Origin of the sequence: Corynebacterium sp. HMSC063A05, from assembly GCF_001809695.1 — a bacterium.
GTDB classification, from domain to species: Bacteria; Actinomycetota; Actinomycetes; order Mycobacteriales; family Mycobacteriaceae; genus Corynebacterium; species Corynebacterium amycolatum.
Genome location: NZ_KV798496.1, coordinates 387,896 through 407,008, shown reverse-complemented (window position 1 = coordinate 407,008; position 19,113 = coordinate 387,896). Strand labels below are relative to the sequence as shown.

At 59.9% G+C, this 19,113-nt stretch carries 14 protein-coding genes and 2 tRNA genes; 11 read left to right on the top strand and 5 right to left on the bottom strand.

The genetic code is table 11. The features are described 5' to 3' along the window. Window positions 1-6: 6 nt before the first annotated feature. The 3 genes from HMPREF2651_RS03510 to HMPREF2651_RS03500 all read right to left on the bottom strand — a co-directional run bounded on the left by HMPREF2651_RS03510 (window position 7) and on the right by HMPREF2651_RS03500 (window position 1,454). Window positions 7-888 (bottom strand): hypothetical protein, encoded by an 882-nt coding sequence (locus tag HMPREF2651_RS03510; protein ID WP_049182034.1) that lies wholly within the window; start codon window positions 886-888, stop codon window positions 7-9. A gap of 147 nt (window positions 889-1,035) precedes the next feature. After that, on the bottom strand, window positions 1,036-1,269 hold the full coding sequence (locus HMPREF2651_RS03505) for a hypothetical protein (RefSeq protein ID WP_038628093.1): 234 nt from the start codon (window positions 1,267-1,269) through the stop codon (window positions 1,036-1,038). A 110-nt stretch (window positions 1,270-1,379) separates the two neighbouring features. Continuing rightward, window positions 1,380-1,454 (bottom strand) — tRNA-Gly (locus HMPREF2651_RS03500). A 562-nt stretch (window positions 1,455-2,016) separates the two neighbouring features. Between HMPREF2651_RS03500 and HMPREF2651_RS03495 the strand changes: the two genes are divergently transcribed. The 5 genes from HMPREF2651_RS03495 (at window position 2,017) to clpX (ending at window position 6,348) form a co-directional block, all read left to right on the top strand. Beyond that, window positions 2,017-2,093 (top strand) — tRNA-Pro (locus HMPREF2651_RS03495). Next, window positions 2,066-3,529, top strand: a complete 1,464-nt coding sequence (gene tig / locus HMPREF2651_RS03490) for a trigger factor (RefSeq protein ID WP_141737472.1) — start codon at window positions 2,066-2,068, stop codon at window positions 3,527-3,529. The genes HMPREF2651_RS03495 and tig overlap by 28 nt, the downstream gene beginning before the upstream one ends. Before the next feature lie 140 nt (window positions 3,530-3,669). Then, window positions 3,670-4,242 (top strand): ATP-dependent Clp protease proteolytic subunit, encoded by a 573-nt coding sequence (locus tag HMPREF2651_RS03485; RefSeq protein WP_016422302.1) that lies wholly within the window; start codon window positions 3,670-3,672, stop codon window positions 4,240-4,242. Window positions 4,243-4,288: 46 nt separating this feature from the next. After that, window positions 4,289-4,912, top strand: coding sequence for an ATP-dependent Clp protease proteolytic subunit (locus tag HMPREF2651_RS03480; RefSeq protein ID WP_369707172.1), 624 nt, complete (start codon window positions 4,289-4,291; stop codon window positions 4,910-4,912). Window positions 4,913-5,085: 173 nt separating this feature from the next. Beyond that, window positions 5,086-6,348, top strand: a complete 1,263-nt coding sequence (gene clpX / locus HMPREF2651_RS03475; RefSeq protein WP_038628096.1) for an ATP-dependent Clp protease ATP-binding subunit ClpX — start codon at window positions 5,086-5,088, stop codon at window positions 6,346-6,348. A 62-nt stretch (window positions 6,349-6,410) separates the two neighbouring features. Here clpX and HMPREF2651_RS03470 read toward each other — a convergent pair whose 3' ends face one another. After that, entirely contained in the window at window positions 6,411-7,196 is a 786-nt protein-coding gene (locus tag HMPREF2651_RS03470) for a TetR/AcrR family transcriptional regulator (protein ID WP_038628098.1), read from the bottom strand. 230 nt (window positions 7,197-7,426) lie between these two features. On the opposite strand from HMPREF2651_RS03470, the gene HMPREF2651_RS03465 reads away from it, so the two are divergent. The 5 genes from HMPREF2651_RS03465 to ndk all read left to right on the top strand — a co-directional run bounded on the left by HMPREF2651_RS03465 (window position 7,427) and on the right by ndk (window position 14,099). Continuing rightward, a complete protein-coding gene (locus HMPREF2651_RS03465) occupies window positions 7,427-8,410 on the top strand; it encodes a malate dehydrogenase (protein WP_038628100.1) in 984 nt (327 codons plus the stop codon). A 216-nt stretch (window positions 8,411-8,626) separates the two neighbouring features. After that, the gene (locus HMPREF2651_RS03460) at window positions 8,627-11,362 is read left to right on the top strand and encodes a valine--tRNA ligase (RefSeq protein WP_038628102.1); all 2,736 of its coding nucleotides are present in this window, start codon (window positions 8,627-8,629) and stop codon (window positions 11,360-11,362) included. A gap of 224 nt (window positions 11,363-11,586) precedes the next feature. Then, entirely contained in the window at window positions 11,587-13,092 is a 1,506-nt protein-coding gene (locus tag HMPREF2651_RS03455) for a bifunctional tetrahydrofolate synthase/dihydrofolate synthase (protein WP_371325848.1), read from the top strand. Then, window positions 13,089-13,604, top strand: a complete 516-nt coding sequence (locus HMPREF2651_RS03450) for a DUF4233 domain-containing protein (RefSeq protein ID WP_016422309.1) — start codon at window positions 13,089-13,091, stop codon at window positions 13,602-13,604. Before HMPREF2651_RS03455 ends, HMPREF2651_RS03450 begins: the two co-directional genes overlap by 4 nt. Window positions 13,605-13,688: 84 nt before the next feature. Continuing rightward, on the top strand, window positions 13,689-14,099 hold the full coding sequence (ndk, locus tag HMPREF2651_RS03445) for a nucleoside-diphosphate kinase (protein ID WP_038629458.1): 411 nt from the start codon (window positions 13,689-13,691) through the stop codon (window positions 14,097-14,099). A gap of 166 nt (window positions 14,100-14,265) precedes the next feature. Here the strand turns inward: ndk and HMPREF2651_RS10955 are convergent, their stop codons facing one another. Beyond that, window positions 14,266-14,436 carry a hypothetical protein gene (locus HMPREF2651_RS10955; RefSeq protein ID WP_153246028.1) on the bottom strand — a complete coding sequence of 57 codons (171 nt, stop codon included), beginning with the start codon at window positions 14,434-14,436 and terminating at the stop codon, window positions 14,266-14,268. 233 nt (window positions 14,437-14,669) lie between these two features. Here HMPREF2651_RS10955 and HMPREF2651_RS03440 point away from each other — a divergent pair, with 233 nt between their 5' ends. Further along, window positions 14,670-18,743, top strand: a complete 4,074-nt coding sequence (locus HMPREF2651_RS03440) for a translation initiation factor IF-2 N-terminal domain-containing protein (protein WP_049182041.1) — start codon at window positions 14,670-14,672, stop codon at window positions 18,741-18,743. Window positions 18,744-19,113 lie beyond the last annotated feature (370 nt).

The following is a 19,113-nucleotide window of genomic DNA, read 5'->3' as shown; positions in this document are numbered from 1 at the left end:
CTTTTTCTAAATATCGAAACCGTCGAATCCGCCGTCGAAGAATCCGCCACCGTCACTGCCACCGTCGCCACCACCGAAGAGGCCGTCGAAGAAACCTCCACCGTCGCCTGCGTCACCGGCATCTGCACCGCCGCCACCGAAGTCGCCGCCAAAGTCATCTCCACCGAAATCGTCGCCACCGAAGTCTTCGGCTCCAAAGTCCTCAGTGCCGCCGAAGTCGTCAGCGCCGGTGCCCATGCCGCTGGCGAACTCATCAGCGCCGTAGGCAACACCGGCCATACCGTGGAAGAGGGTAGAGAACAGCAGCATCGAGCCTGCGGTCCAGACACCGGTGCGGAGCGCGGACTTCCACCATGGCTCGGAGTACCAACCGGCTGGAACCGGACGGCCAGCGACACGGCCACCGGGGTAGTAGTTCGGGGTTTCCGGGGTGGCGTATGGCGAGGCGGTAACCGAGTGGCCTTCGTGCTCAATGGTGCGGGTTTCGGTCACAGAACCAGCGGCTTTCTGGCCCTCCAGCGGCGGCAGTGTCGGCCCCGCTGGCAAGCCCATAATTTCGCGAGCCGCATTGATGTAGTGCAGACCTTCCAGCGCCGATTCGCGCGCCATCCGGGCCTGTGCCGGGGTGCGTGCAGTAGAAATCTGCGAGGAAGCGGCGTTGTAGCGCTCGGATGCGTCAGCAAGAGCCTGCGTGGAAGCCGAATCGGTGCCAGCCAGGTTCAGTACCTGTGAGCCCAGCCGCTCAATCCATCGGCGGGCGTCTGCGACGGCGTCTTCCAATTGATTGTTCTGGCGGGCATCAAAGGCCCTGTTAGAACGGTTTTGAGCCATCGACGCGATGATAATTGCGCCACCGACGGTGATAGCAATCAGGATTAACGCCCCCATGGGCTAGGCCTCCAAAAAGGAAATTGCGAGTATTGCTAGTAATTACTTGAAACAACGCATGTAGAGCGCAAAAAGTTCCCGAGCTGACATCTCTGTGCGACAGAGGCAGCTCGGGAACCAGGAAATGAATGGGCTTTTGGGCAGGTTTTATGACTCGGTGGAATCGTTGTGCTGGGTGCGGCTCCTCCGGTTGGCGTGCCATTCGCGAACTTCTTCGGAATCCCACAGGGTCAACCCATGAAGCTTCGCGACGGGCTCAGGAGCCTTTTTGCGGCCAGCGTAGCTGGTGAAAGTGCCACGTGCAGTGCCGGAAAAAGCAGCGCATTCGACCGCGGTCCATAGTTCGTGTCCAGTATCGGCATCGATAATGGTGGGCTTCATGGTGCCCAGAGTACCTGTGGCACTGGATCCTGAACAGAGGGCAGAAGAATTTCTGGCCCCGGGCATCAGCTTGGAAAAAACAAAAACCGGGAGCAAAGCTCCCGGTTACGTGGAGGGGATGACGGGAATCGAACCCGCGTCTTCAGCTTGGAAGGCTGAGGTATTAGCCACTATACGACATCCCCATAGACAGAAATCCGGCTTAGAAACTCAATCGTCTCCACCAGACCGTGTCTCGGTACAAGGCATATTAACCCGTTAAAGCGCACATACAAAAATCGATGCCAGGTTTTTCTCGAAGGCTTTAAAGAAAAGTGGCTGTGGCCGGGAAAAACAGAAAATGAAGCTAAAGCAACGTGGGGTATGTGAAACAGGCGTATAGCCGTTGATTACACTGTCACACGACTCAACAAAGGGGCAGTCGTTTGAGAGGCTTCTTTGGGGAGTCGGCCGACGAATGGAGTGTTTGCAGTAAACGAGGCCGCCAAAAGCAGTGCCGAGGTGATGCAAACGCCCGGTGATATGCATGGATTTCATGAAACCAGTAGTAGTTGGCAGGTTGGCTCTCGATGGCGTCGTAAAGCGTTTTCAGACAGAGCATTAGCCTGGTTAAACGCGTGGTTTTGTGATTTCATTAATCGTCAGGTAAATCTATACGGGTCCGTTGTGGAAACGCGATTTCGCGACTATGAGGGCCCCGGTGCAGATGCTCCAAAGGGGTTTCTGCTAGGTTTCGAATGACGCATACGGGGTATGGCGCAGCTTGGTAGCGCGTCCGCTTTGGGAGCGGAAGGCCGTGGGTTCAAATCCCGCTACCCCGACCAGTATCACGGGCACTCCCGTGGTCTATGAATTAATCATCGAGTTGCAGGAGAGTGCACCAGTGAAGTCTTCCGTTGAGAAGCTCAATGAGACCCGAGTGAAGATTACCGTCGAGGTCCCGTTTGATGAGCTGAAGCCAGAGTTCGACAACGCCTACAAGGCACTGGCTCAGCAGGTCCAGATTCCGGGCTTCCGTAAGGGCAAGGCACCGGCAAAGCTGATTGAGGCCCGCTTCGGCCGCGGCCCAATCCTGGAGCAGGTGCTCAACGACATGGTTCCGTCCCGCTACGACGAGGTCGTTCGCGAGGAGGACCTGAAGGTTATCGGTCAGCCTGAGGTTGACATCACCAAGCTGGAAGATGGCGAGCTCGTTGAGTTCACCGCTGAGGTTGACGTTCGCCCGGAGATTGAGCTGCCGAAGTTCGAGGACATCGCAGTTGAGGTTGACCCGCTGGTCGCCGACGAGGAAGCTGTTGAGGCTGAGCTGCAGAACCTGCTCGCTCGCTTCGGCACCCTGACCGGCGTCGAGCGCGCAGTCGAGAAGGACGACTTCGTCTCCATCGACCTGTCCGCCACCATCGACGGCGAAGAGCTGGAAGAGGCTTCCACTGAGGGGTTGTCCTACCAGGTTGGCTCCGACGACCTGATCGACGGCCTGGACGAGGCTGTTGTCGGCCTGTCCCAGGGCGAGTCCAAGGAGTTCACCACCAAGCTGGTTGCTGGCGAGCACGAGGGCGAGGACGCTCAGGTCACCGTTACCGTTCAGTCCGTTAAGGTCCGCGAGCTGCCGGAAGCTGACGACGACTTCGCTCAGATGGCTTCCGAGTTCGACACCATCGAGGAGCTGAAGGAAGACCTGGCCCGCCAGGTCGAGAACACCAAGAAGGGTGAGCAGGCTCAGCAGGTTCGCGACAAGGTTTTGGCTGCCGCTATGGAGCAGACCACCATCGCTCTGCCGGAGGGTGTTGTCAAGGAGCAGGTCGAGGGCCAGCTGCAGCAGCTGCTGGGTCAGTTCGGTGGCGACGAGAAGGTTCTGAACTCCATGCTGGAGGCTCAGGGCACCACCCGCGAGCAGTTCGACGAGGACTCCAAGAAGTCCGCTGAGGAAGCTGTCCGCACCCAGCTGTTCCTGGACGCACTGGCTGAAGAGATCCAGCCGGATGTTTCCCAGCAGGAGCTCACCGACCACATCCTGTTCACTGCTCAGTCCTACGGCATGGACCCGAACCAGTTCATCCAGCAGATTCAGCAGTCCGGCCAGCTCGGCAACCTGTTTGCAGACGTTCGCCGCGGCAAGGCTCTGGCCACCTCGATCCTGAAGGCTTCCGCCAAGGACACCGAGGGCAACGAAATCGATCTGAACGAGTACTTCGGTGAGGTCGAAGCTGAGGCTGAGAAGGCTGAGTCCGACAAGGCTGAGGACAACTCGGCTGAGTAAGCCCCGCCGTTAGCGCGACGCATTCCTTATGCTGCAACGCTTATAGCGAACAAGGGCCGTTCCTGAAACAAAGGGACGGCCCTTTTCGTTACCCTCTAGTGAACGACAAACTCGCACACGTACGAAGAAGGAGTACACAGATGAGCGATAACGCCCAGATGTCGACGAACACAGTTTTCGACAAGCTGCTCAAGGAGCGCATTATTTGGCTGGGTGAGCAGGTCGACGACGAGATTGCCAACAAGCTGTGCGGTCAGATGCTGCTCCTGGCAGCTGAGGACCCGGAGGCGGATATCTCGCTGTACATTAACTCCCCGGGTGGCTCCGTCACCGCCGGCATGGCCATTTACGACACCATGCAGTTTGTTCCGTGCGACGTGGCTACCTACGGCATGGGCTTGGCAGCTTCCATGGGCCAGTTCCTGCTCGCCGCAGGTGCTAAGGGCAAGCGTTACGCACTGCCGCACGCCCGCATTATGATGCACCAGCCATCTGCAGGTATTGGCGGTACCGCATCCGACATCACCATTCAGGCTGAGCAGTTCGCTGCCACCAAGAAGGAGATGGCTCGTCTGATTGCGCAGCACACCGGTCAGCCGGTCGAGCGCATTGAGGAAGACTCGGACCGCGACCGCTGGTTTACCGCAGCTGAGGCTAAGGAATACGGCCTGGTTGACCACGTCGTGACTGCTCTCAAGGACACCGCACGCTAAAAGCGGACAGTAGCGAATAATTAGAGGCGATTTAATCAACATGGAGATGAACAATATGCAGATGCCGCAGTCGCGCTACGTGCTTCCTTCTTTCGTGGAGCACTCCAGCTTTGGTGCTAAGGAATCCAACCCATACAACAAGCTCTTCGAAGAGCGCATTATCTTCCTCGGCTCCCAGGTCGATGACACCGCCGCTAACGACATCATGGCGCAGTTGCTGGTGCTTGAGGGCCTGGACCCGGATCGTGACATCACGATGTACATCAATTCCCCAGGCGGCTCCTTCACCTCGCTGATGGCCATCTACGACACGATGCAGTACGTGCGTCCCGACGTGCAGACCGTGTGCCTGGGCCAGGCTGCCTCCGCGGCAGCTGTGCTGCTCGCTGCAGGTGCACCGGGTAAGCGTGCAGCTCTGCCGAATGCGCGCGTGCTCATTCACCAGCCGGCTACCCAGGGCATCCAGGGTCAGGTTTCCGACCTGGAGATTCAGGCGAACGAAATCGAGCGCATGCGCAAGCTGATGGAGGAGACGTTGGCTCGCCACTCCGGTCGCACTGCAGAGCAGATCCGCAAGGACACCGACCGTGACAAGATCCTAACCGCTGAAGAGGCCGTCGAGTACGGCATCATCGACCAGGTCTTCGAGTACCGCAAGCACAACGCCTAAAAGGGGACATGGTCTCTTTGGAGTGCTGCGCACTGGCCGTCGTAAAGCGCCGGGCGAGATCGCGTGAAATTCGCCTCGTCCTTGGCGTGGAAGCCGGTATTTGCGCACACTCACGGTAGGCTGGTCTGAAGCAGTTATTGGCAACGATGCGGAAAGGCGGCGGCGGGAGCCTCATGGCGCGTATGCAAGAAAGTGCGGATTTGCTGAAGTGCTCTTTCTGTGGAAAGAGCCAGAAGCAGGTCAAAAAGCTGATTGCCGGACCTGGTGTGTACATCTGTAATGAGTGCATCGAGCTCTGCAACGAGATTATTGAAGAGGAGCTTAACACCGGCGGCGAGGCAACTGGCAACGACGACCGCCTGCCGCGTCCGCTGGAAATTCGCGACTTCCTCGATGAGTATGTCATCGGCCAGGACATGGCAAAGCGCACGCTGGCCGTCGCGGTCTACAACCACTACAAGCGCCTTCGTGCTGCGGAGACCAAGTCGGACAACGACGTCGAGCTGCAAAAGTCGAACATTCTCCTGCTTGGGCCGACCGGCTGTGGCAAGACCTACCTGGCACAGACGCTGGCTCGCAAGCTGGATGTGCCGTTCGCAATCGCTGACGCCACCAGCCTGACCGAGGCCGGCTATGTAGGTGAGGATGTGGAGAACATCCTGCTGAAGCTGCTGCAAGCTACTGATTTCGACGTCGAGAAGGCACAGCGCGGCATCATTTACGTCGATGAGATTGACAAGATCTCGCGCAAGTCTGAAAACACCTCCATCACCCGCGATGTCTCCGGTGAAGGTGTGCAGCAGGCGCTGCTGAAGATTCTCGAGGGAACCGTAGCCGCCGTGCCCCCGCAGGGTGGGCGCAAGCTGCCGAACCAGGAGTTCATTCAGTTCGACACCTCCAATGTCCTGTTCATCGTTGCCGGTGCGTTTGCCGGTCTGGAGAAGGTCGTGCAGGAGCGTGTCGGCAAGAAGGGGCTGGGCTTCGGCGCAGATGTCACCTCGGCTAACGACGCGGACATGAAGGATCCATTCCGCGACGTGCTGCCGGAGGACCTCGTTCGATTCGGCCTGATTCCTGAGTTCATTGGTCGCCTGCCCGTCATCGCATCGGTCACCAACCTCGATGAGGATGCGCTGGTTCGCGTACTCACTGAGCCCAAGAACTCCCTGGTCCGCCAGTACCAGCACCTGTTCGACATGGACGGTGTGCGCCTCACCATCGACGACGAGGCACTGCGCGCCATTGCTGCCAAGGCGATTAGCCGTAATACCGGCGCCCGTGGTCTGCGCGGCATCATGGAAGAAATCTTGGTTCCCGTGATGTTCGAAGTCCCAGAGCGTGACGACGTCGCGGAGGTCATTGTCCACAAGGAGTGCATCACGGACGGTGCAGCGCCGGAACTCGTTGAACGTAGCGAGAACAAGAAGACTGCGTAAAGGTAGCTGAAAACCCGGTTAGAGCGCCTGCTCTAACCGGGTTTTGGTGTCTGTATGGAGCCCTAGTCGTCCATGCCGTAGATGTCGCGGTAATCCGGGGCATCATCAGCAGCCAAGTCCTGAGTCTCTGGGTTGGGCTGATCGCCATAGACCTCTGCGCCAAGTGCGGACGAGTTCGCACCATGGGAGGCCAGCAGGGAAGTGTACGAGCTTCCCGGTTCGTTGCGAGGCGAGGATGTCAACAGGCTGGTCACGGTGTCCTGTGCGAACTCACGCAGCTTGTCCGACAGCACCGTCGATTGCATTTCAATGCCGTAGAGGTTTTCAAAAGTCCGTTGGTGCAGGGTGGGGAAGGTGGCCAGCGACAGCACGAGAATATAAAGATCAAGTGCGGAAATGTCAGTGCGGAATGCACCGTAATCGCGGCCGAGCAACAAGATGCGGTCAAACTCCAAAACAATAGGGCTCTGACCACCAAGCCCAGTCACGCCTTCAAGTGGGAGGACCGGATGCAGGTTTTCCTGGATGATGAACCGTACGGCGAGTGGGTTCGCCGAGAAATAGTCGTAGATAACGCCGACTACATGCTGCAGGGCTTCCACCGGCACATTGGAGTGCGGACGCAGGGCGTCGTCGTCAGGCCTTACGGTCTCCAGCACATGTGCCCACGTCGCCCTGTAGAGTCCCATCTTGTCACCACAGTGGTAGTGAAGCATGCGCTTGGAGACACCAGAGGCGGCAGCAATGGCATCCAGACGGGCATCTGCATACCCCTTTGCGGTGAATTCTTGAAGTGCTGCCACCAAGACTGCATGGGGGATTGCATCAGAGGAGCCTGGAGACTTCATGAAAATCCTTTGCTTGGACTAGAGAGCGACTACGGGGTTTTGGCTATCTAACGGGGGTGAAATTGGTCAGTCGCGGACTTCTTTCTAGTGAAATGAGTACACGACCGTAAGTCATGCCTAATGCTATCCGTTTTTCAGAATTGTACTGAGCCCGTCGCCCCCGTCTGCGCCAATTCCGCAGTCGCATTAGAGTGGGCAGCGAATTGATTCTCTCTCGAGAAAGGCCTGTAGTGAACAAGACTCCCGTAAAGGTTGCAGTTACCGGCGCCGCCGGACAGATCGCTTACTCCCTGCTCTTCCGCATTGCCAGCGGTTCGGTTTTCGGCCCTGAGACCCCGGTTGAGTTGAACCTGCTGGAGATCACTCCGGCGCTGCACGCCACCGAAGGCGTCGCCATGGAGCTGTTTGACTCCGCCTTCCCACTTTTGACTGGCATCAACATCACCGATGATCCGGCAAAGGCATTCGACGGTGCCAACGCCGCATTCCTGGTCGGTGCAAAGCCGCGTGGCAAGGGTGAGGAGCGCTCCGCACTGCTGGGCGCCAACGGCAAGATCTTCGGCCCGCAGGGCGCGGCACTGAACGATCACGCAGCAGACGACATCAAGGTTCTGGTTGTCGGCAACCCGGCTAACACCAACACCATGATTGCCGCTTCCCACGCTAAGGACATCCCGGCAGAGCGCTTCACCGCTATGATGCGCCTGGACCACAACCGTTCCCTGTCCCAGCTGTCGCAAAAGATTGGTGTTCCGACCACTGAGATTAAGAACATGATCGTCTGGGGTAACCACTCCGCAGACCAGTTCCCGGACATCACCTACGCCACCATTGCAGGCGAGAAGGTCTCCGACAAGGTTGACGCTGCATGGGTCGAGCAGGACTTCATCCCGCGCGTCGCCAAGCGTGGCGCAGAAATCATCGAGGTCCGCGGTTCCTCCTCCGCAGCTTCCGCTGCAGCTGCCGCAGTTGACCACATGCGTGACTGGGTCACGGGTACCCCAGAGGGCGAGTGGGTCTCTGTCGCACTTCCGTCCGACGGCTCCTACGGCATCGACGAGGGCTTGGTCGCTGGTGTTCCGTGCTACGCCAAGGACGGCGAGTGGGTTCGCGTTGAGGGCCTGGATCTCTCCGAGGTGCAGCGCGCTGGCATCGAGCGCAACGTCAAGGCACTGCGCGAAGAGCGCGACGCAGTTAAGGATCTGCTGGTCTAAGGGCCGCTTAACGCCTGTTTAAAGGTGCCCTCTTGTGATGGTTTCGCAAGAGGGCACCTTTTCATTTACTGCGGTAATCGCGGATGGGCTCGGGGAGTGAGTAAAGCTTGAATTCGGCGGTGCGTAAGTCGCCGATAGCAGATATGGGTTGGGGCGCAAGGGTCGTCGTAAAGCCCCTGGAAAAACAAATCCGGGCAAGGCGCTAAGATGTGACGCGTGACTGAGAACAACGTGGACCTAAACAGAGCAGATAAGTTGCCCAAGTCGTGGAACCCGGCTGACGTGGAGTCGGACCTGTACCAGGGCTGGGTAGACGCTGGCTATTTCGAGGCTGATCCGTCTAGCTCCAAGCCGGCTTACTCTATTGTGCTGCCCCCGCCGAATGTGACGGGTCAGCTGCACATGGGCCACGCACTGGACCACACTTTGATGGATGCGCTGGTGCGCCGTAAGCGCATGCAGGGCTACGAGGTGCTGTGGCTGCCGGGTATGGACCACGCGGGTATCGCAACGCAGACCAAGGTCGAGGCGATGCTGAAGGAGTCCGAAGGCAAGGACCGCTTCGATTATGGCCGCGAGGAGTTCGTGGAGAAGGTCTGGGAGTGGAAGCACGATTACGGCGGACGTATCGGCAACCAGATGCGCCAGATTGGTGACTCCCTGGATTGGTCCCGTGAGCGCTTCACTCTGGACGAGGGGCTGTCTCGTGCGGTTCAGACGATTTTTAAGGAACTGTTTGACCGCGGCCTAATCTACCGCGCCAAGCGTATGGTCAACTGGTCTCCGGTGCTGCAGACCGCAATCTCGGATATTGAGGTCAAGTACGAGGACGCTGAAGGCGAGCTCGTCTCCTTCCGCTACGGCGATGGGGAAGACTCCATTGTTGTGGCGACGACTCGTGTGGAGACGATGCTGGGCGACGTGGCAATTGCCGTGCACCCGGAGGATGAGCGCTACACGCACCTGGTGGGCAAGGTTTTGGACCACCCGTTCCGCGAGGACCTGAAGATTCAGGTCATCGCCGATGACTATGTGGACCGCGAGTTCGGTACCGGTGCGGTGAAGATCACGCCGGCACACGATCCAAATGACTTCGCCATGGGCCAGCGCCACGACCTGGATATGCCGGAGGTCATTGATACCACTGGCCGTATCTTCAACACTGGTACGCGTTTCGACGGCATGGATCGTGCGGAAGCCCGTACTGCGCTGACGGAGGCGCTGCGTGAGCAGGGGCGCATTGTCAAGGAGGTCCGCCCGTACGTTCACTCGGTCGGTCACTCGGAGCGCTCGGGTGAGCCGATTGAGCCGCTGCTGAGCCTGCAGTGGTTCGTTAAGGTCGATGAGCTGGCCAAGATGTCTGGCGATGCTGTTCGCGAGGGCGACACGGTTATTCACCCAGCTTCGCAGGAGCCGCGCTGGTTCGATTGGGTCGATGACATGCACGACTGGTGTATTTCCCGCCAGCTGTGGTGGGGCCACCGCATCCCGATTTGGTACGGCCCGAATGGCGAGGTCGTCTGTGTCGGCCCGGATGATGAGGTTCCGACGGGCGAGGGCTGGACGCAGGATCCGGACGTGCTGGATACCTGGTTCTCGTCTGCGCTGTGGCCGTTTTCCACGATGGGTTGGCCGGAAGCCACCCCAGAGCTGGAGAAGTTCTACCCGACATCTGTACTGGTCACCGGCTATGACATTCTGTTCTTCTGGGTCGCGCGCATGATGATGTTCTCGACCTTTGCTGCCACCCTGGCTGATTCACCGCTGGGTAAGGGGCGCGACGGTCGTCCGCAGGTGCCGTTTAAGGATGTCTTCCTGCACGGTCTGGTCCGCGATGAGCAGGGTCGCAAGATGTCGAAGTCTCTCGGCAATGGCATTGACCCGCTGGACTGGGTCCGCGACTACGGTGCGGACGCACTTCGCTTCACGCTGGCGCGTGGCGCTAACCCGGGCTCTGACCTGCCGGTCGGTAATGACGCCGCTCAGAGCTCCCGTAACTTCGCTACCAAGCTGTTCAACGCCACCCGCTTTGCGCTGATGAACGGGGCCCACGTGGGCGAGCTGCCGGACCGCGACCAGCTCACCGACACCGACCGCTGGATCCTGGACCGCCTGGAACAGGTCCGCGCCGAGGTTGACGCTGCGCTGGATAAGTACGAGTTCTCCAAGGCCAACGAGGCCCTTTACCACTTCGCATGGGACGAGGTCTGTGACTGGTACCTGGAGATGACCAAGGTTGACTTCCCGCGCCTGAACGACGGCGAGACCATGACCGAGGAGCAGGCCGCCCGCGCAGCCTCCACTCGTCTGGTTCTCGGCCGCGTGCTGGATACGCTGCTGCGTCTGCTGCACCCGTCCATGCCGTTCGTCACGGAGACGCTATGGAAGGCGCTTACCGACGGCGCGGAGGGCTTCGAGGACTCTCTGGTTATTTCCGCCTGGCCGGATGCCACCATGACCACCGACGGCGCTGCTGTCGACGAGGTTGCCGCACGTCGTATTGCCGATGCCCAGAAGTTGGTCACCGAGCTGCGTCGTTTCCGCAATGACCAGGGTGTGAAGCCGTCGCAGCGCGTGCCGGCACGCATGAACCTGGCGGATGCTGATCTGACTGCTCAGGAAGAGATGATTCGTTCGCTGGCTCGTGCTGAGGCACCGGAGGATGGATTCACCGCTACCGCTTCCATTGAGGTGCGCCTGTCTCAGGCCACGGTCCTGATAGAGCTGGATACCTCCGGCACCGTCGATGTGGCCGCTGAACGCAAGCGCCTGGAAAAAGACCTGGCCAAGGCCGAGAAGGAACTGGCCGGCACCGAGAAGAAGCTCGGCAACGAGGCCTTCCTGTCCAAGGCTCCGGAGCAGGTCGTGGAGAAGATCAAGACTCGCCACCAGTTCGCACTGGAGGAAATTGACCGCATTAAGGCTCGTTTGGAGGGACTTCCGCAGGCATGACCGAACCACGGGATATCGAACCTCGGGGTGCTGAATCACACGATGAGATTGCAGGGGAGATTCGTTTGAATCTCGGCGGCGAAGACGAATCGGTGACGCAAGATGAGACTGCAGCGCGAGAAGAGTCCACCGCAGCGCCTGAGTTCGAATTCGATCCGACTGACTCCCAGATTGTCGAGGACCTTGAGCCTCGCGAAATCGCCGGTGTGATGGCCGATGACCGCATGCCCGATGACATGCGCCTCGGTGAGGTCTCCGTATCCGAGGAAGGCCTGAGTCTGCCGGTCGATGTGGACCGCCCAGTCAATGAGCCGGCTCCGCTGGAGGCCACCGCCGAGGAGCTGCGCGAGCTCGCAGAGGTGGAAGCCGAGCTGGATCAGCGTTGGCCGGAGACCAAGATTGACCCATCACTCGAGCGGATCGAGATGCTGATGGACATCCTTGGCCATCCCGAGCGTGCCACTCCGGTGATTCACGTTGCCGGCACTAATGGCAAGACTTCCACTGTTCGCATGATTGAGTCGCTGGTGCGCGCTCTCGGTCGGCGCACTGGCCGCACCACCAGTCCGCATCTGCAGCTGGTTACCGAGCGCATCGCCATTGATGGCCAGCCCATCCATCCACGCGACTACGTGCGCATCTGGCGCGAGATTCAGCCCTACGTGGAAATGGTTGATGCCAAGTCCGACGAAAAGGGCGGCCCGCAGATGAGCAAGTTCGAGGTGCTCACGGCCATGGCCTACGCTGCCTTCGCCGACGCTCCTGTCGATGTCGCCGTGGTGGAAGTCGGCATGGGCGGCACATGGGATGCGACCAATGTGGTGGAGGCCGACGTGGCAGTCATCTGCCCGATCGGTCTCGATCACACGGAGTACCTCGGCGATACCCTGGCTGAAATCGCTGCTGAGAAGGCCGGCATCATCAAGTCGCGGTGGAACAAGGACGACCTGCTCACGCCACCGGACAATGTCGCCATTGTTGGCGAGCAGGAACCGGAAGCAATGGACGTCGTTTTGCGCCGTGCCGTGGAAATGGATGCCTCGGTCGCCCGTGCTGGGGTTGAGTATGGCGTCGTCAGCCATCAGCTGGCGGTCGGCGGGCAGAACCTGACGCTCAAGGGCCTGGCCGGCGAGTATGACGATATCCATCTGCCACTGCACGGTCCGCATCAGGCGCGCAACGCCGCCACAGCGCTGGCCGCGGTGGAGGCGTTCTTCGGCGCAGGTCCGGGACGTCCGCTCAACATTGATGCGGTTCGCGAAGGCTTTGCGACGGTCGCATCGCCCGGCCGCCTGGAGCGCGTGCGTTCGACCCCGACGGTGTTTATCGATGCCGCCCACAATCCTCACGGTGCCCGTGCGCTACGCACGGCGCTCTCCGCTGAGTTCGACTTCCGCCGTGTCATCGGTGTGCTGTCGGTGTTGGGGGAGAAGGACGCTCGTGGGCTGCTGGTGGAGCTGGAGCCGTACTTCGAAGAAGTGGTAATCACCCAGAACACCTCGCCGCGTGCGCTGCACTACGACGACCTGGCTGACCTTGCGGAGGAGATTTTCGGCGAGGAGCGCGTGCATCGCGTGCCCACTCTGCCGTCCGCCGTTGAGCTAGCTGTCGCGCTGGCTGAGGAAACCGACACCGGTGACGGTATTGTCTCTGGTTCCGGCGTGATTGTCACTGGATCTGTTGTTACCGCGGGCGAGGCCCGGACACTATTTGGAAAGGACCCGCAATGAGCGAATCTCAGGCGAGCCAGCCACAGGGCAATGGCGCGGAGGATTACACCGCTGCCGACCGCGAGGCCCTGCGCGCCTACCGCGAGGGGCGTGACCTGAGTGAGGGCGGCAAGTATGGTCCGCTCGGTGCGGGACACGATCCGGCTAAGGACCCGCTGAAGGGTCTGCGCGGTGTTATGTCCGGCACGCTGATCATGCAGGCTATCTCGGTGCTGCTTGGTCTGACTGTGGTCACGCGCATTCCCGACGGTCAGATTAACCAGACCTTCTCGGTTACGTACATCACCATCCTGGGCCTGGCTCTGATTGCGATGGCTTTCCTGCAGAAGCAGCCCTGGGCGCTGAAGGCCAACATTGTACTGCAGGTCTTTGGTGTGCTGGCTATTTTCACACACGTGTCGATGGGCGTGGTGGGTATCTTCTTCGCACTAGTGTGGGCCTACATTCTGCACCTGCGGAAGAACCTCATCCAGCGTATGGAGCGCGGTCTGTTGACCACCCAGCACTCGTAGATCTCCCGCGCTCGTAGTCGCGACTTTCACCCCGCTGCACCACCACTCCGGTGCAGCGGGGTTTGTCATAGTATGATGCTCACCATGACTGAACGTACTCTTATTCTGATCAAGCCGGACGGCGTTTCCCGCGGTCTGGTCGGCGAAGTTATCTCCCGCATTGAGCGTAAGGGCCTGAAGCTGGTCGCGCTTGACCTCCGTGTTGCTGACGAGGCAACTGCGAAGGAGCACTACGCAGAGCACGTCGATAAGCCGTTCTTTGGTGAGCTGGTTGATTTCATCACCTCTGCACCGCTGGTCGCTGGTGTTATCGAGGGCCCGAACGCAATCGCTGCTTGGCGTCAGCTCGCTGGCGGCACCAACCCGGTTGAGGCCGCAACCCCGGGCTCCATCCGCGGTGACTTCGCACTTGAGGTTGCTAACAACGTTGTTCACGGTTCCGATTCCCCGGAGTCCGCTGAGCGCGAGATTGGTATTTGGTTCCCGAACCTCTAAACGTTGACGGTTCAGCATTGACCCGTAAGCGTTGAACTGGCGCCGAACTGAGCAAGCAATTGTTTGCCGGTTCGGCGCTCTTTGCTTGTCGACGACCGTGGGGCGGCCCTTCAGCGGGCTGCACGTGTGAATGCGGGCACGGCTGCACATGTGAAACTGTGCGAGTTTATGACACTTTCAGGCCATTTTTCAGGCCATTTTTGTCATAAACGCAGTCAGTAACTCGGATTGGCCCGACGCCGCCAATGTCGGTGCGCGCCACCTGCTCGATATGTGCGACAATGGACAGCAGCAGTTGTGCCCGGGAGTTCGCTCCGGTGGATGAAATATTCCGCATGTGATCGCTGAATCCCCGAGTCAGCCGGAAGGCCTGCCAATAAGACTTTCATAATTGTTCATCGTTTTCGGCCCTCTATCTGCGCATATGGTGCAAATGAAGTGGCTGTCGCAACATCGTTGCTCCGCCTGGTTTCCAAGGCCACAACGGATGTAGGCGCACATGGAATGACAAAGAGTGTGCCTCCTGTTGTCGGGTTTTGCGTGGTGGGGTGTCAAGGAGAAACAAATACAGTGGCAAATTTCAGCCAGGATGTTGTCGCTAAGGCACGCGAATTCGATCGCGAGTCAGCGGCTCTGAAAACCCGAGTCCACCACCTGGCCAAGAGCCTGGGGTTGACCTCGAAGGAAACCATCGAAGCACTGGGGCACGCGGGGATTGTCGTAAAGTCCGCTGCGTCCACCATTAATCAAAATCAGCTCGACGCGGTGCTGAATTTCATCGGCGATCATCCAGAGAGTGCCTCGCTTAACGACGGATCCGCTGCGACCAAGCAAACCGGCGAAGAGTCGGCCGCGAAGGAAAAACAGTCGGCAGGTAAGCCGAACGCGGCGGATGAGAAGTCGGACGAGCAAACCGCAGCTAAGTCCGAGAAGAAATCAGCTGCTAAGAAGAGCAGCAAGAAGTCGGCTGCGAAGAAGGCCACAAAGAAGGCCGACCAGAAGGATGCGCCGAAGGCAGAAAAGAAGGCCGACCAGAAGGCAGCTCAGAGCGAAGCGGAGTCGGACGCAGCGCCTGCTGAGGAAGTGACCGAGAAGAAGGACGCCAAGAAGGCCTCGGCTAAAAAATCCTCGGCAAAGCAGAGCGCAGAGAAGCAGACTGAAGAGAAGCAGAGCGACGAGAAGAAGAGCACGACTAAGAAGCGGGCAACGCGTAAGCGGGCTGTGAAGAAGACCGCTGGAGCTCCGGAAGAAACCGCAGCGAAGGACGAGCAGAAGGACTCGAACTCGGTCGTCGAGGAAGCGGTTGAGGCTGTAGTTCAGTCGTCATCGAAGAAGGCTGCAGATAAGAATACTGCCGACACCGTAGCCGAGACCGCTGAGAAAACTTCCGCTGAGAAAGCGTCCGCCGAAGCACCTGCTGCAAAGAGCGCTGCAGTGACCACACGTCGTGGTCGCCGAGTTCGCCGTGCGGTCCGCACGACCAGCGCTCCAGTGGCAGAGGGGACTCGGGAAACTCAGGAAGCGCAAGGACCGCAGGATACACAGGCAACTCAGGGCGAAGCCCTGCAGGACATCGAGCCGCCGATAGTCCCGGAGCCGCCGGTTGCGGAAGAGCAGACCGCGTTTGCGCCTATCTTCCTGGCTCCGCAGGCTGTGCCGGCCACGGCCAAGAATTCGGCCACCGAGGATGCAGCTTCGGCTGACAGCGGTGCCTCCAACCAGGATTCCGATGACAACGCGGGGGAGGGGCAGGACGGCTCGTCGTCAAGCGAAACGGAGCGTCAGCCGCGGCCGCGCCGTCGTCGTCGTGGACGTGGGCGTCGTAATGATGATGCTCAGCAGGCGGAGAAGACCACCGAAAACGCAGAGCGCGAGGAGGCGGAAACCCGCGAGGAGGTCGAAGAGCCACAGGCGATTAAGGGCTCGACTCGCCTGGAGGCGCAGCGCCGTCGCCGTATCGAACGTCGTGAGGAATCGCGCAAGCGCCACGTGATCTCGGAGGCTGAGTTCCTGGCTCGCCGCGAGTCGGTGGAGCGCACGATGGTGGTGCGTGAGCGCAAGCGCCATGACCACGCGGGCATTGTCACTGAGGTGGGTGTGCTGGAAGATGACCTGTTGGTCGAGCACTTCGTTACCTCTGACACGCAGACTACGCAGATCGGCAATATCTACCTCGGTCGCGTGCAGAACGTCCTACCCAGCATGGAAGCGGCGTTCATTGATATCGGAACCGACCGCAACGGTGTCATTTACGTAGGTGACCTGAACTGGAAGCTGCTGGGCACGAAATCGCGTTCGCGCAAGATTGAACACGCGCTGAAGGCCGGCGACCAGATTCTGGTCCAGGTGTCCAAGGATCCGATTGGTCACAAGGGCGCGCGTCTGACCACTCACATTTCGATGGCTGGTCGATTCCTGGTGTACGTGCCGGGCGGCCGAAGCGCGGGTATTTCCCGCAAGCTGCCGGAGCCGGAGCGCAAGCGCCTGAAGTCGATTCTGAGTGAGGTTACGCCGGAGGGCTCGGGCACGATTATTCGCACCGCGGCCGAGGGCGTGTCCAAGGAGGCCATCGAGGCCGACATTAAGCGCCTGGAATCGCAGTGGCAGGAAATCTGGGAAGCCTCCGAGGCGGCGAAGGCGAAGCGCGGGGCAAAGCCGATTGCGCTGTACGAAGAGCCGGACATGCTGGTCAAGGTCGTCCGCGACGTCTTCAACGAGGACTTCTCGCGTCTTGTGGTGGAGGGCGACCGTCCGTGGAACACAGTGACGGACTACATCGGCGACCTGGCACCGGAGCTGGAGCCGCGTCTGCAGCGCTACTTCGCCAAGGAGCACGGCGACGCTGACGTCTTCGAGCACTTCCGCATCGATGAGCAGCTGGCCAAGGCACTCGACCGCAAGGTCTGGCTGCCTTCGGGCGGCACGCTGGTCATCGACCGCACCGAGGCCATGACGGTCATCGACGTCAACACCGGTAAGTTCACCGGTGCTGGCGGAAACCTGGAAGAGACGGTCACTCGCAACAACCTGGAGGCCGCTGAGGAAATCGTCCGCCAGATGCGTCTGCGCGATCTGGGCGGCATGATTGTCGTCGACTTCATCGACATGGTGCTGCCGGAGAACCAGGACTTGGTGCTGCGCCGTCTGAAGGAGGCGCTCGGCCGCGACCGCTCGCGTCACGAGGTCTCCGAGGTCACCTCGCTCGGCCTCGTCCAGATGACGCGCAAGCGTCTGGGCACAGGCCTGCTGGAGACCTTCTCCACGCCGTGTAGCTGCTGTAATGGCCGTGGTCTGATTATCCACATCGACCCGGTCGAGCAGGACAATCAGAGCCGTGGTCACAAGAACGGTCGCCGCAACGAAGAGCAGGGTAAGTCCAAGCGCCGCAACAAGTCGAGCTCGGAGCACAATCCGGCCAACCACCCGGCGGCGCTGGCCATGCACCGCGATCAGGGCGACCAGGCAGGCACTTCCAAGACAACGCTTGACGGCGACACGGAAACCAACCAGCGCGATAAGGAGGCAGCCGACAAGCGAGTTGCAGCTGCTGTCGAAGCTGTCATCGTCTCTTCTGGGAACGATGAGCCGAAGCCACCGCGTCGTCGCCGGGTTCGTAAGAGCCAGGGCCGAAACGATGAGCAGCGACAGGACGGCAATGGCCGTCAGGAGCGCCGCGAGCGTGATGAGCAATCGGACAACTCCAATGATCTGGCTGCTCTGGCTGCCGCAGCTGTTGCGGAAGCCCGTGCGAAGGATCCGGAAGAGCCATCGGATGACCGTTACATGCCGCAGGAGGGACAGCGCCGCCGCCGTCGGGCTACGCGTCGCCGGGTAGCGGAGCATGTCGCCGTTGATTCGGCTGCACGCGACGCTGATGACCGCGACGAAGAACATGGCGATCGCCGCAAGCGTTCGGAGCGCCCGACTCGTGCTGAGCGTGCCGAGCGTACCGATAACGGTGGCACCGGTGGAGGCCGTGGCGACGCTGAACGCTCCAGCAGCGCCAGTGCTCGACGTCGCCGTCGTCGCGCTGTTCGCCGTACGGCTGTGAATGAGACCACTGCGCCTCAGGCCGAGTCCCAGGCAGCTTCCACCACAGATGTGCGGGAGCCAGCCGAGGATGACAAGGGCGGCAACGCTAACAAGACCGCCAAGGCTGTGGCCACGGAGTCCCAGACCTATGAGGAGGCCAAGGAGGCGTTCGAGCGTTCCCCACGTCGTCGTCGTCCGACTCGCGGTAACTCCCGCTCGGATCGCGCACCGCGTCGCGAGGACTTCGAGTCCACTAAGCCAAAGGCGGACGCTGAAGGCAGCAAGGGCGGAGATCGTGCAAAAGACAACCACGATGACAGCAACCGCAGCGCCAACCGCAGTGGCGGTGGCCGTCGCTCGGGCAAGTCGCGGGTTGAAGTGGTAGCGGTCCAGGGCACGGGAGCTCGCCGTAATCGCCGTCGGGCGGTGCGCAGGGTCTCGTCGCAAAGCGATGCTGGAGCGACTGCGCCGAAGCAGCGACAGGGCACTTCAAACCGCGCCACTAAGCCAGAGCAGAAGCAGGCTAATCGCGGTGCTGCGGCGACGCAGAAGAAACCGGCCAATCGTCGCCGCCGAGTGCGTCGTGCGGTGCGCCGAAGCGGCCGGAACTAAGTATTAAAAATTTGGAATAAGGCCAGATAGGAGGCTGTTTTTCGTTCCCTAAAGCAGGGGGTGGAAAGTGGCTTCGGAAACTGCCCGAGAAGACCGTGAAAACCAATGGGGGACAGGGTCCTACTCGGGCAGTTTGTAATTTAGGGGGATTTTTCGCTACTCTTGACCAGTCGCTGATTAGTAGGCGTATCTGGTCATGCCCACTGGTGCTTGAGGCGCTGGCGGTAAGGAAACGGCCAGAGCGGGGAAATCTACTCGGATTTGGCTTTCGGGTATGTCCCTGAAGTGTTCTGCACACGCAACTAATCGCAATTCCATTGTCCAGTCAAGGAATTACAAAGATTCCTTGAGTCGAGTTTCTCAGATAAAG

What these genes read in the sequence shown, in the direction of transcription:
- clpX (WP_038628096.1), top strand. Translation starts at nt 5,086, where the DNA reads ATGGCGCGTATGCAAGAAAGTGCGGATTTGCTGAAGTGCTCTTTCTGT.
- HMPREF2651_RS03480 (WP_369707172.1), top strand. Translation starts at nt 4,289, where the DNA reads ATGAACAATATGCAGATGCCGCAGTCGCGCTACGTGCTTCCTTCTTTC.
- HMPREF2651_RS03505 (WP_038628093.1), bottom strand. Translation starts at nt 1,269, where the DNA reads ATGAAGCCCACCATTATCGATGCCGATACTGGACACGAACTATGGACC.
- ndk (WP_038629458.1), top strand. Translation starts at nt 13,689, where the DNA reads ATGACTGAACGTACTCTTATTCTGATCAAGCCGGACGGCGTTTCCCGC.
- HMPREF2651_RS03510 (WP_049182034.1), bottom strand. Translation starts at nt 888, where the DNA reads ATGGGGGCGTTAATCCTGATTGCTATCACCGTCGGTGGCGCAATTATC.
- HMPREF2651_RS03485 (WP_016422302.1), top strand. Translation starts at nt 3,670, where the DNA reads ATGAGCGATAACGCCCAGATGTCGACGAACACAGTTTTCGACAAGCTG.
- HMPREF2651_RS10955 (WP_153246028.1), bottom strand. Translation starts at nt 14,436, where the DNA reads ATGCGGAATATTTCATCCACCGGAGCGAACTCCCGGGCACAACTGCTG.
- HMPREF2651_RS03455 (WP_371325848.1), top strand. Translation starts at nt 11,587, where the DNA reads ATGCCCGATGACATGCGCCTCGGTGAGGTCTCCGTATCCGAGGAAGGC.
- HMPREF2651_RS03470 (WP_038628098.1), bottom strand. Translation starts at nt 7,196, where the DNA reads ATGAAGTCTCCAGGCTCCTCTGATGCAATCCCCCATGCAGTCTTGGTG.
- HMPREF2651_RS03450 (WP_016422309.1), top strand. Translation starts at nt 13,089, where the DNA reads ATGAGCGAATCTCAGGCGAGCCAGCCACAGGGCAATGGCGCGGAGGAT.